The 11,839-nt window shown below is 63.2% G+C and carries 14 protein-coding genes; 3 read left to right on the top strand and 11 right to left on the bottom strand.

Going from position 1 to position 11,839, the window contains the following annotated elements:
• Positions 1-4: 4 nt before the first annotated feature.
• From truA to NIBR502771_RS10975, 8 genes are all read right to left on the bottom strand, one after another.
• Positions 5-898, bottom strand: a complete 894-nt coding sequence (gene truA, locus NIBR502771_RS11010; RefSeq protein ID WP_141159782.1) for a tRNA pseudouridine(38-40) synthase TruA — start codon at positions 896-898, stop codon at positions 5-7.
• Between the two features lie 32 nt (positions 899-930).
• Positions 931-1,512, bottom strand: a complete 582-nt coding sequence (gene rplQ / locus NIBR502771_RS11005) for a 50S ribosomal protein L17 (protein ID WP_141159781.1) — start codon at positions 1,510-1,512, stop codon at positions 931-933.
• A gap of 68 nt (positions 1,513-1,580) precedes the next feature.
• The gene (locus NIBR502771_RS11000) at positions 1,581-2,591 is read right to left on the bottom strand and encodes a DNA-directed RNA polymerase subunit alpha (RefSeq protein ID WP_013601812.1); all 1,011 of its coding nucleotides are present in this window, start codon (positions 2,589-2,591) and stop codon (positions 1,581-1,583) included.
• A gap of 130 nt (positions 2,592-2,721) precedes the next feature.
• On the bottom strand, positions 2,722-3,123 hold the full coding sequence (gene rpsK, locus NIBR502771_RS10995; RefSeq protein ID WP_018760435.1) for a 30S ribosomal protein S11: 402 nt from the start codon (positions 3,121-3,123) through the stop codon (positions 2,722-2,724).
• Positions 3,124-3,177: 54 nt separating this feature from the next.
• Positions 3,178-3,552, bottom strand: a complete 375-nt coding sequence (gene rpsM / locus NIBR502771_RS10990) for a 30S ribosomal protein S13 (RefSeq protein ID WP_003803743.1) — start codon at positions 3,550-3,552, stop codon at positions 3,178-3,180.
• 184 nt (positions 3,553-3,736) lie between these two features.
• Complete coding sequence (gene rpmJ / locus NIBR502771_RS10985; RefSeq protein ID WP_009358722.1) at positions 3,737-3,850, bottom strand: 50S ribosomal protein L36; 114 nt, start codon at positions 3,848-3,850, stop codon at positions 3,737-3,739.
• 71 nt (positions 3,851-3,921) lie between these two features.
• Positions 3,922-4,143, bottom strand: a complete 222-nt coding sequence (gene infA, locus NIBR502771_RS10980) for a translation initiation factor IF-1 (RefSeq protein WP_009358723.1) — start codon at positions 4,141-4,143, stop codon at positions 3,922-3,924.
• A gap of 171 nt (positions 4,144-4,314) precedes the next feature.
• A complete protein-coding gene (locus NIBR502771_RS10975; RefSeq protein WP_141159780.1) occupies positions 4,315-5,247 on the bottom strand; it encodes a P1 family peptidase in 933 nt (310 codons plus the stop codon).
• Between the two features lie 222 nt (positions 5,248-5,469).
• Here NIBR502771_RS10975 and NIBR502771_RS10970 point away from each other — a divergent pair, with 222 nt between their 5' ends.
• From NIBR502771_RS10970 to NIBR502771_RS10960, 3 genes are all read left to right on the top strand, one after another.
• The gene (locus NIBR502771_RS10970; protein WP_210411208.1) at positions 5,470-6,429 is read left to right on the top strand and encodes a carbohydrate ABC transporter permease; all 960 of its coding nucleotides are present in this window, start codon (positions 5,470-5,472) and stop codon (positions 6,427-6,429) included.
• On the top strand, positions 6,426-7,346 hold the full coding sequence (locus NIBR502771_RS10965) for a carbohydrate ABC transporter permease (protein WP_141159778.1): 921 nt from the start codon (positions 6,426-6,428) through the stop codon (positions 7,344-7,346). Before NIBR502771_RS10970 ends, NIBR502771_RS10965 begins: the two co-directional genes overlap by 4 nt.
• Before the next feature lie 73 nt (positions 7,347-7,419).
• Entirely contained in the window at positions 7,420-8,769 is a 1,350-nt protein-coding gene (locus NIBR502771_RS10960) for an ABC transporter substrate-binding protein (protein ID WP_141159777.1), read from the top strand.
• 106 nt (positions 8,770-8,875) lie between these two features.
• Here the strand turns inward: NIBR502771_RS10960 and map are convergent, their stop codons facing one another.
• From map to secY, 3 genes are all read right to left on the bottom strand, one after another.
• The gene (gene map, locus NIBR502771_RS10955; RefSeq protein WP_141159776.1) at positions 8,876-9,703 is read right to left on the bottom strand and encodes a type I methionyl aminopeptidase; all 828 of its coding nucleotides are present in this window, start codon (positions 9,701-9,703) and stop codon (positions 8,876-8,878) included.
• 74 nt (positions 9,704-9,777) lie between these two features.
• Positions 9,778-10,347: an adenylate kinase gene (locus NIBR502771_RS10950; protein WP_210411207.1), complete on the bottom strand. Its 570-nt coding sequence runs from the start codon at positions 10,345-10,347 to the stop codon at positions 9,778-9,780.
• Positions 10,348-10,352: 5 nt separating this feature from the next.
• Positions 10,353-11,663 carry a preprotein translocase subunit SecY gene (secY, locus tag NIBR502771_RS10945; RefSeq protein WP_141159774.1) on the bottom strand — a complete coding sequence of 437 codons (1,311 nt, stop codon included), beginning with the start codon at positions 11,661-11,663 and terminating at the stop codon, positions 10,353-10,355.
• Positions 11,664-11,839: the final 176 nt, after the last annotated feature.

The raw sequence follows: 11,839 nt of genomic DNA, 5'->3' as shown, positions 1-11,839 counted from the left end.
CGGATCAGTGCTCGCGGACCGCCCTGGTCTGTTCGGCGCGGGCCAGCATTTCGCTGTCCGAGGGGTAGGCCACTTCCTCCAGCACCAGCGGATGGGGAGCGGCGAGGACCGATTTGGCGTCCCGCTTCTGCAGCAGCAGACGCTCGTGCAGCCAGCCCGGTTCTTCAATGCCTTCCCCCACGTACAGCGCCGAGCCGATGAGGGCCCGCACCATGTTGTGGCAGAACGCGTCCGCCTGGACGGTGGCCACAATGACGCCGTCCTCGCCGCGCCGGAACTCAAAGCGTTGCAGTTCCCTGATGGTGGTGGCTCCTTCGCGGGGCTTGCAGAAAGACAGGAAATTCTGCAGGCCCAGCAGCTGTGATGCACCCTGGTTCAACAGGTCCACGTCCAGCGGGTTCTTGTGCCACAGCGTGAAGTACCGCTCCAGCGGGTCCCACAGGGCGGGCCCGTCGGCGATCCGGTAGCTGTAGCGCCGCCAGAGCGCGGAGAAGCGTGCGTCGAAGCCCGCGGGTGCCGGCGAGATTTTGTGGACCTCCACCGCCCCGTGCAGATCACCCAGGGACCGGTTCAGGGCACCGCGGAGGCGGCGCAGCATGGCGACGGCGGGATCAAGTTCGTGCCCGCGCGGCAGCCCCAGCCACTCGGCTTCGGTGAGGTCAAGGTGGACCACCTGGCCGCGGGCGTGCACGCCGGCGTCGGTCCGCCCGGCAACTGTGACCCGCACCTGGCGCCGGACCAGCAGCTCGATGGCTTCCTCCAGGACGCCCTGGACAGTCTGCAGGCCGGGCTGCAGCGCCCACCCGCTGAACGGGCCGCCGTCGTACGAAAGGTCAAGCCGGATACGCAAAAACCCGCCGCCCCCTGGAACGGGGGCCGCGGGTTTTTGGTGGTTCACAGACCTAAGTCTATGCGAAGAGAATCAGCGAATTACTTCGCGTCCTTCTCCTCAGCTGCGGGAGCCTCGGCAGCTTCCTCAGCGGCGGGTGCCTCTTCGGTCGCAGCTTCTTCGGCAGGAGCCTCAGCAGCTTCGGTCTCAACGACCTCGGCCTCGGGAGCTTCTTCTGCAGCGGGGGCAGCAGCAGCTTCCTTCTTGTCGGCGTCGCGCTTTGCAGCGGAAGTAGCCTCAGCAACTACGGCCTGCTTTGCGGAAACCGGCTCGAGGACCAGTTCGATGACAGCCATGGGAGCGTTGTCGCCCTGGCGGTTGCCGATCTTGGTGATGCGGGTGTAGCCGCCGTCGCGGTTCTCCACAGCCTGGGCGATGTCGGTGAACAGCTCGTGGACGACGCCCTTGTTGCTGATCAGGCCGAGCACGCGGCGGCGGGAAGCGAGGTCGCCACGCTTGGCGAAGGTCACCAGGCGCTCTGCGTACGGCTTCAGGCGCTTGGCCTTGGTCACCGTGGTGGTGATCCGCTTGTGCTCGAACAGGGATGAGGCCAGGTTCGCGAGCATGAGACGCTCGTGAGCCGGGCCGCCGCCGAGGCGCGGACCCTTAGTGGGGGTAGGCATAATTGTTTCTCCTCATGTGGAAGCCGTGGGCGGCACACCATGGTGCTGCCCGCCGGCCAAGGTCTGGTTTAGAGTTCGTCGTCGCCGAAAGCGGCGTCGTCCTCTTCGATTGCTGCGGCGCGTGCTGCGAGGTCAAAACCGGGAGGCGAGTCCTTGAGGGACAGGCCCAGTTCAACCAGCTTTGCCTTGACCTCGTCAATGGACTTGGCACCGAAGTTGCGGATGTCCATCAGGTCAGCCTCGGAGCGGGCAACGAGTTCACCCACGGTGTGGATGCCCTCACGCTTGAGGCAGTTGTAGGAACGGACGGTGAGGTCCAGATCCTCGATCGGCAGTGCCATGTCGGCTGCCAGGGCAGCGTCGGTGGGCGACGGGCCGATCTCGATACCTTCAGCTGCGGTGTTCAGCTCACGGGCCAGACCGAACAGTTCCACCAGGGTGGTGCCTGCGGAAGCAACGGCATCGCGCGGGGCGATGGCCTGCTTGGTCTCGACGTCGACAATCAGCTTGTCGAAGTCGGTGCGCTGCTCAACACGGGTTGCTTCCACGCGGAAAGTAACCTTCAGCACCGGCGAGTAGATGGAGTCAACCGGGATACGGCCGATCTCTGCGTCGCCGGACTTGTTCTGAGCTGCCGAAACGTAGCCGCGGCCGCGCTCGATGGTCAGTTCGAGTTCGAACTTGCCCTTCGAGTTCAGCGTGGCGATGTGCAGATCCGGGTTGTGGAATTCGACGCCGGCCGGCGGAGCGATGTCCGCGGCGGTGACGACTCCGGGGCCCTGCTTGCGCAGGTAAGCCACGACAGGCTCGTCGTGCTCGGAGGAAACCGAGAGGCTCTTGATGTTAAGGATGATCTCGGTGACATCTTCCTTGACACCCGGAACCGTGGTGAACTCGTGCAGCACACCATCGATCCGGATGCTGGTTACGGCAGCACCGGGGATGGAGGAGAGCAGGGTACGGCGGAGGGAGTTTCCGAGGGTGTAGCCGAAGCCCGGTTCCAGCGGTTCAATGATGAAACGCGAACGGTTTTCGGAGACGACCTCTTCGGAGAGGGTGGGGCGCTGTGCAATGAGCACTTAGGTTTCCTTTCGGCGAGCATCCGCTATATGACGCAACACAGGTGGTGGAAATTCGGTCTGAAGACTTAACGCGCTGGGCTTGCCCGGACCATCACTGGTCCGGGCAAGCTCCTGCTGCGGAAAAGAATTAGACGCGGCGGCGCTTCGGCGGGCGGCAGCCGTTGTGCGCTGCGGGGGTGACGTCCTGGATGGAGCCAACCTCAAGGCCTGCGGCCTGCAGCGAACGGATGGCGGTTTCGCGTCCGGAACCCGGTCCCTTGACGAAAACGTCTACCTTCCGCATGCCGTGCTCCTGCGCACGCTTGGCAGCGGCTTCGGCAGCCATCTGGGCAGCGAACGGAGTGGACTTGCGCGAGCCCTTGAAGCCAACCTCACCGGAGGAAGCCCAGGAAATAACAGCGCCGCTCGGATCCGTGATGGAAACGATGGTGTTGTTAAAGGTGCTCTTGATGTGCGCCTGGCCAAGCGCGATATTCTTCTTGTCCTTCTTACGCGGCTTGCGAACCGCGCCACGAGTCTTCGGGGGCATTTTTTCTCCTACAGAAAGTTATTGGGGAAAGTCCGTAAATCCCGGGCGGGAATTTTAACGGGCCTTCTTCTTGCCGGCGACGGTACGCTTCGGGCCCTTGCGGGTACGTGCGTTGGTCTTCGTACGCTGACCGCGTACGGGCAGGCCCTTGCGGTGGCGCAGGCCTTCGTAGCTGCCGATCTCAACCTTGCGGCGGATATCTGCTGCTACTTCGCGGCGAAGGTCACCCTCAACCTTGTAGTTGCCTTCAATGTAGTCACGCAGCTCAACCAGCTGGGCATCAGTCAGGTCCTTGACGCGGACGTCAGCGCTGATGCCAGTGGCAGCCAGGGTTTCGTGTGCACGGGTCTTGCCCACGCCGTAGATGTAAGTAAGCGCAATTTCCAGCCGCTTTTCGCGGGGAATGTCTACGCCAGCGAGACGAGCCATAGTGGCAGTACTCCTTGATAAACCGGAGGTCGTAGGCAGTACACCCGCACGTTCCGTGCGGCCCCAGCCTCCGACCGGGGGTTAGCTGTCCGGACTCTTTCGAGCTCAATGTTCCAGATCAGCTTGTGCTGCCTTTATTTACTTGCGTGGGTTAGCAACCCAGGATTTCCTTCAGGGAAGGAAATTAGCCCTGGCGCTGCTTGTGGCGCGGGTTCTCGCAGATCACCATGACCCGGCCATTACGGCGGATCACTTTGCACTTTTCGCAGATCTGCTTGACGCTCGGCTTGACCTTCATGGCATTCCTTTGCGTGTAGCAGTTTGGTCAACTGGAGCAACGGTCAGCTTGCACTGCCGCAGCCCAGCAATTTACTTGTAGCGGTAGACGATACGACCACGGGTGAGGTCGTACGGGCTCAGCTCCACCACTACGCGGTCCTCAGGGAGGATTCGGATGTAGTGCTGACGCATCTTTCCAGAGATGTGTGCCAGAACGATGTGCTTGTTGGTGAGCTCAACGCGAAACATCGCGTTAGGCAGCGCCTCGGTCACAACGCCTTCGATCTCAATGACCCCGTCCTTCTTGGCCATACCCTCCGCTAACTGTTGTTGCCGCAGCCCCGCCGGATAGCACCGGGCATGACCACGAACGTTTTTGTTGGATCGATTGCCGTCTCCAGGCCCAAAAGGGCGTGGCAGTCCACACAACCAACAAACAACACTACCCTGTTGGCCGGTAAAAGTTAAATCGGCCATAGTAGCCTACGCGGTGCGGTACGCACCATATTCACCGGCCGGGGTGGCCACGGGATCTGCTGCGGCCACGCCGTCAAGGATCGCCAAACGGACGACGTCGGCTGCCGCGCTCTGGAGCGCGACGAGGCTGACCTGCCGGGCAGCTTCGTCGGAGCGGTCGAGTGCGACGGCGCCGGTTGCCAGGCAAAAAACGGTGTCCCCGTCAGCCAGGGTATGGCTCGGATTCAAGGCCCGGGCAATCCCGGCATGGGAAGCAGCGGCCGTACGTTTACATTCGGCCCCATCAAGTACGGCATTGGTAGCCACGACGACAAGAGTGGTATTGAGCGGGGCACCGTGTGCGGGCTGCGCCGGCTGGGCGGTCGCGCCAAACGGGAGCCCAAGTGCGTTGACTATGGCCAGCGCGCCCACTACAACCCCGTTCTCCAGCGTGACGGACGCCGTGCCAACTCCCCCTTTGTACTGCCCCCTGCCGATAAGGGCCCCGGTTCCGGCACCGGTATTGCCGCGTCCGACGTCGTGCCCTTCCCCTTGTGCTGCTGCGGCGGCCGTTGCCGCGTAGCCCATCTCCGGCGTCGGCCGTGCGGAGAAGTTCCCGCCCCTGCCCAGGTCGAAGATGGCGGCGGCGGGGACAATGGGCACCACTCCCCCGGGGACGGCGAAGCCGCGGCCGTTTTCCTCGCACCAGCGCTGGGCACCGGTGGCAGAGGCCAGGCCATAGGCACTGCCGCCGGTGAGAACGACGGCGTCCACTGTGCGGACCAATGTAGTGGGATCGAGGGCGTCTGTTTCGTGGGTGGCCGGGCCGCCGCCCTGGACGTCAACCGAGCCCACCGTACCTGGGGGTGGCAGGACCACGGTGACGCCCGTCAGCCAGCCGTCGGTGTTCTTTTGGACGTGGCCCACGCGGATGCCCGGGACATCGGTAAGGGTTCCCATTCCCCTATTGTCCCCTCTGCTGGCGCGCCCCTGCCGCATCGGCAAACTTTATGCGAGACTGCAAACAACACAGGGTTAATGGGCAACGAAGCCTTTGTTAACTATTTGAGGAGAAGGGCTTTTTCAGGGGTTTCGCCCACCGACAATGTGGTGAAGTAATGGCTTGATTCCCCTTACCCGCGACCGGCCACGAGCTGGCTCCGAAACCCGTGAGAGATCCGCATGACACGTCAACTCTCCCCACGACCCTCCACCAGGCCCGCTGGCCCCGGTGCCAGCACCGCCAAAATACCCCACAGGCGGTGGAGCGCAAGGAACCGCCGCGATTTCTTTGTTTTCCTTGCCATGGCCTTGCCCAACCTGATACTGATCGCCGTCTTCACGTACCGGCCGTTGTTCAGCAACATGTACTACTCCACGCTGGACTGGACGCTGGGTTCCCCGTCCGCCACCGTGGTGGGCCTGGGCAACTACGTCACGTTCTTCACCAGCAACGATGCACCGAAGGTGCTGGGAACCACGGCGGTGTTCACCCTGGTCACGGTGGGCGGTTCCATGATTCTGGGACTGCTGGTGGCGCTGGCCCTGAACGCCAGGGTCCGCGGCACCACGTTCGCCCGGTCCGCGGTCTTTGCCCCCTACGTCCTCTCCGGCGTCGGTGTCGGCCTGGTGTGGTTGTTCATTTTCGACCCCGGCTATGGCGTCCTTGCCTGGCTGCTCCGCGGCATCGGCCAGCAGAGCCCGCAGTGGATCAACGATCCCCAGCTGTCCCTGGTCATGGTGATCCTGGTGTACGTCTGGAAGAACCTGGGCTACTGCGCGGTGGTGTACCTCGCCGGGCTGCAGTCCCTGCCGACCGAAGTCATGGAGGCGGCGTCCCTCGACGGCGCCAACGGGTTCCGGCGCTTCGTCAGCATCTCAATGCCGCTGCTGTCCCCCACCACGTTCTTCCTCCTGATCACCACTTTGCTCAGCTCGCTGCAGGCCTTCGACCTCATCAGGATCATGACGCCGCTGGGCACCGGCACCAGCACCCTGATCTACGAGGCCTACCTCCAGGCCTTCGGCGCCTACAACAGGGCCGGCTACTCGGCAGCCATTTCCGTGGTCCTGTTTGCCATCCTCCTGGTGATCACCGTGCTCCAGCTGCGGTTCGTGGAACGAAAGGTTCATTACTCGTGACGTCCCTCTCACCGGTGAGCCCGGACCCCACCGCCCCCGCCGTCTCCGCTCCAGACCCGGGCCTGCGTCCCGACCGGCCGTTCTCCCGCCGGAACCTGGTCCAGACCGTGGTGGGCGGCTACCTGCCCCTGATCATTGCCACCCTGGTGGTATTCCTGCCCCTGCTGTGGATGGTGCTCAGCTCCTTCAAGACGTCCGGCGAGATTGTCACCACCGACCTGAAAATCCTCCCGGAAAGCCTGAACCTGGAGAACTACCGGACCGCAATGACCACGGTCCCGTTCGGCCAGTTCTTCCTGAACAGCACCATCGTCACGCTGGCAGGGGCCACCATCAAAGTGATCCTGGCGATCCTGACAGCGTATGCCCTGGTCTTTGTCCGCTTCCCGTTCCGGAACTTCATCTTCCTGCTGATCCTGGTGGCCCTCATGGTGCCACCGCAGGTGTCCATCCTGCCCAACTTCATCCTCATCGCGGGGATCGGCGGCAAGAACACGCTGTGGGGGATCATCCTCCCCGGCCTGGGCACTGCGTTCGGTACCTTCCTGCTGCGGCAGCACTTCCGGACCCTGCCGGCGTCCATCCTGGAATCGGCCGAGATGGACGGGGCCGGGCACTGGCGCCGCCTCTGGCAGATCGTGGTCCCCGTGTCCGTTCCCTCCATCGCCACCGTAGCGCTGGTGACCATCGTGACCGAATGGAACGACTACATCTGGCCGCTCATCATCACGGACCGGCCGGAAACCATGACCCTGCCGGTGGGCCTGACCCTGCTGCAGAACAACGAAAGCAACGCAGCCGGCTGGGGCGTCCTCATGGCCGGCGCGGTCCTGGTCATCGTTCCCATCCTGATCGTCTTCGCGGCCCTGCAGCGCTACATCGTGGCGGGCCTCACCCAGGGCAGCGTGACCGGCTAAGCCGCCGGCCGCCGTCGTACTTCCCAACCTTTTAGTACCCCCCTTCCGCAGGCAACAACCGAAAGGAACTGTCATGACACTTCACCTGGACCGGAGGCACTTCCTGGGCCTGGCAGGGGCCACCGCCTCTGCCGCTGCCCTGGCCGCATGCGGCGGACCCTCGACAACCGGCGGTGGCCAAGCCACATCCCAGGCAGCCGACATCGACTTCAGCGGCGTGAAGCCGGCGGCAAAGATCGACTTCTGGTCCAGCCACCCGGGCCAGTCACAGGACGTTGAGAAGAGCCTGATTGAAAAGTTCCAGGCCAAAAACCCTGGCATCACCGTCAACCTGGTCACGGCAGGGGCCAACTACGAGGAAATTGCCCAGAAGTTCCAGACTGCGCAGGCCGCCAAGTCCGGCCTCCCCGGAGTGGTTGTCCTCTCCGACGTGTGGTGGTTCCGGTACTACACCAACGGGAGCATCATTCCCGTGGACAGCCTGACCAAGCAGCTGAACATGAAGATGGACGACTTCCAGCAGTCGCTGGTCAACGACTACAAATACGACGGCAAGCAGTGGGCGCTCCCCTACGGCCGGTCCACTCCGCTGTTCTACTACAACAAGGACCACTTCGCCGCAGCCGGGCTGCCGGACCGTGCACCCAAGACGTGGCAGGAATTCGCTGAGTGGGCCCCGAAGCTGAAGGCAAGCTCCGGCGCCCAGTACGCCTACATCTACCCAGCGCTTGCCGGGTACGCGGGCTGGACGCTGCAGAACATGCTCTGGGGCTGGGGCGGTGGCTGGTCCAAGGAATGGGACATCACCTGCGACTCCAGCGACTCCGTGGCCGCACTGCAGTGGGCCCAGGACTCGATCTACAAGGACAAGTGGGCAGGCGTCTCCTCCAAGGAAGCGGCGGACGACTTCTCCGCAGGGCTGACCTCGACCACCATTTCCTCCACCGGTTCGCTGCTGGGAATCCTGAAATCGGCAAAGTTCAACGTGGGCGTTGGCTTCCTGCCCGGCGGCCCGAAAGCGGAGACCAACGTCTGCCCCACGGGCGGCGCCGGCCTGGGCATCCCCAGCGGCATCACCAAGGAGGAACAGCTCGCTGCCGGCATGTTCCTGGACTTCGTCACCCAGCCGGAGAGCACCGCCGAGTTCTCTGCCGCCACCGGGTACATGCCCACCCGCAAGTCGGCTGACATGACGGCAGTCCTGGCCAAGACACCGCAGATCAAGACCGCCATGGACCAGCTCGCGGTGACCAAGGTCCAGGACAACGCCAGGGTGTTCCTGCCGGGCGCCGACCAGGAAATGGCGAAGTCCGCAGCGAAGATCCTCACGCAGCAGGGCGACGTCAAGTCCACCATGACGGACCTGAAGACTACGCTGCAGGGCATCTACGACAAGGACGTGAAGCCGAAGCTGAAGTCCTAGCGGAATTCGCTACGCCGAAACGCCGGTGACGCGCAAAATCCCTGCCGACCCCATTATTTCGGGGTCGGCAGGGATTTTCTGCGTCGTGGGGGAAAGCGCACGTCCCTTACGGGATCGGGACCGGCGTGACGCCTAGGGGCACCAGGTGCTCCGCACCGCCGTCGGGCGCGGAAAGAACCCAGATCCCCCTGTCGTGGACTGCCACGGAGTGCTCCCACTGGCAGGAGCGCTGGCCGTCCGTGGTCACAACGGTCCAATCATCCTCCAGGACCGCGGTCTCGATGCTGCCCCGCACCAGCATGGGCTCAATGGCCAGGCAAAGGCCGGCCTTGACCTTGGGTCCGCGGTGGCTGGTGCGGTAGTTCAGGACGTCCGGGGCCATGTGCATCTCGGAGCCGATGCCGTGCCCCACGTAATCCTCCAGGATGCCCAGCGGCTTGCCCGGGACCGAGGACACGTAATCGTCGATGGCCGCACCGACGTCACCGACGTGGCCCCGCTTGGCCAGCGCAGCGATCCCGTGCCACATGGCAGCCTGGGTCACATCGGAGAGCCTCTGGTCTTCAGGATCCGCAGTTCCCACGATCACGCTGCGGGCGGAATCCGAGTGCCACCCGTCGACGATCGCGCCGCCGTCGATGGAGATGATGTCGCCGTCCTGCAGCACGCGGCTGCCAGGAATTCCGTGCACCACTTCCTCGTTCACGGACGTGCAGATGGTGGCCGGGAAGCCGTGGTAGCCCAGGAAGTTGGACTTGGCACCTGCCTCGTTGAGGACGGCGGCGAAGACATCGTCAAGGTGCTTGGTGGTGACCCCGGGAACTGCGGCGGTGACGGCGGCGTCCAAGGCACGGCTGAGGACCAGTCCGGCCTCATGCATGGTACGCATTTGGGCGTTGTTCTTGATTTCGATGCGGGGCTGCCCGAAGGCCATGATGTGTCCTTTCAAATGGCTGAGGCTCCTCCCGGATGCCGGGAGGAGCCTCGATAAAACTTGGGCGCCTTGGGTCAGGCTGCCTGAGCGGCCTTGATGGCCTGCATTACGCGGTTGGTGACTTCGTCGATAGGACCGATCCCGTCAACCTTGGTGAGGATGCCGCGGTCTGCATACTTGGCCACTACGGCTTCGGTCTGCTCGTGGTACAGGTCCAGGCGGTGGCGGATGACGGCTTCGTTGTCGTCGCTCCGGCCCGTTTCCTTGGCACGCCCCAGGAGGCGGTGTACGAGTTCTTCGTCGTCGGCAGTCAGCTGCAGGACCACGTCGAGCTTCTCGTCGCCGTCGGCGAGGATCTCGTCAAGGTAGTCAACCTGCGCGGTGGTGCGCGGGTAGCCGTCCAGCAGGAAGCCGTTTTCGACGTCGGACTCGTTCAGCCGGTCGCGGACCATCTTGTTGGTCACGCTGTCCGGGACGAAGTCGCCGTTGTCCATGTACTTCTTGGCCTCAATACCGAGAGGGGTTTCACCCTTCACGTTGGCCCGGAAGATGTCGCCGGTGGAGATGGCCACAACGCCGAGGCGTTCTGAGATCCGCTCCGCCTGCGTTCCTTTTCCGGAACCGGGAGGTCCAATAATCAGCATTCTCGTCATCGCAAAAGCCCTTCGTAGTGACGTTGTTGTAGCTGCGCATCAATCTGCTTTACGGTCTCCAACCCAACGCCCACCATGATCAGGATCGAGGTGCCACCGAACGGGAAGTTCTGGTTTGCGTTGATCAGCACGAGCGCAACCAGCGGAATCAGTGCCACGAAGCCCAGATAGAGGGCGCCGGGCAGGGTGATCCGTGAGAGCACGTACTGCAGGTAGTCAGCGGTCGGCCTGCCGGCGCGGATACCTGGAATGAAGCCGCCGTACTTCTTCATGTTGTCTGAGACTTCTTCAGGGTTGAAGGTAATCGCGACATAGAAGTAGGTGAAGAACACGATCAGGAGGAAATAAACCGCCATGTAGATCGGGTGGTCTCCGCGGGTGAGGTTGTTGTTGATCCACTCAACCCACGCTGGCATGGACTCGCCGTTCCGGGGCTGGTTGAACTGCGCGATCAGCCCGGGAATGTAGAGCATGGAAGAAGCGAAGATCACCGGAATGACGCCGGCCATGTTCACTTTGATGGGAATGTAGGTGCTGGTGCCGCCCACGGTGCGCCGCCCGATCATCCGCTTGGCGTACTGCACCGGAATACGGCGCTGTGACTGCTCGACGAAGACCACCAGGGCCACCGTGAGGAGACCCACCACCAGGACCAGGAAGAAGGTTCCCGGTCCCTGCGAGGTCCAGATGGCACCCAGCGAAGTGGGGAACTGGGCGGCGATGGAAGTGAAGATGAGCAGCGACATGCCGTTGCCCACGCCCTTCTCCGTGACGAGCTCGCCCATCCACATGATCAGGCCGGTGCCGGCCGTGAGGGTGATGATGATCAGGATGGTGGTGATGATGCTGCTGTCAGGGATCACCGGCAGCTGGCAGCCGGGAAGCAGCTGCCCTGAGCGGGCCAGGGACACCAGGGTGGTGGCGTTGAGCAGGCCCAGAGCGATGGTGAGGTAGCGGGTGTACTGGGTCAGCTTGGACTGTCCCGAGGCGCCCTCTTCGTAAAGCTGCTGGAACCGGGGAATGACCACCCGGAGCAACTGGACGATGATGCTGGCCGTGATGTACGGCATGATGCCCAGGGCGAAGATGGACACCTGGAGCAACGCGCCGCCGCTGAAGAGGTTGACGAGCTGATACAGCCCGCCGGCGGTCTGACCGTTATGCAAGCATTGCTGGACATTCTGGTAGTTCACACCTGGCGAGGGAATGAAAGCACCCAAGCGGAAGATGGTGATGATTCCCAGCGTGAACAACAACTTGCGTCGCAGATCAGGCGTGCGAAAGGCCCGGCCAAATGCGCTAAGCAAGCGTCCTCCTGTGGTGTCAATAAGGGTGGGGTGGCGGAATTTGATAAATCCCGACATCCGAGTCTAACGGGTCTAGGACCCGACCGAACAATCCGGGCCGCCGCGCATGCGCCGGATGGCGGGAATTGTTCGCCGGGCGGATATGAAAAACTCCCGGTATCCGGGGCCGAAGCCCG

Origin of the sequence: Pseudarthrobacter sp. NIBRBAC000502771, from assembly GCF_006517215.1 — a bacterium.
GTDB lineage: Bacteria > Actinomycetota > Actinomycetes > Actinomycetales > Micrococcaceae > Arthrobacter > Arthrobacter niigatensis.
Note: the sequence above shows the minus strand (reverse complement) of the source record. Positions and strands in the feature narration are given on the sequence as shown.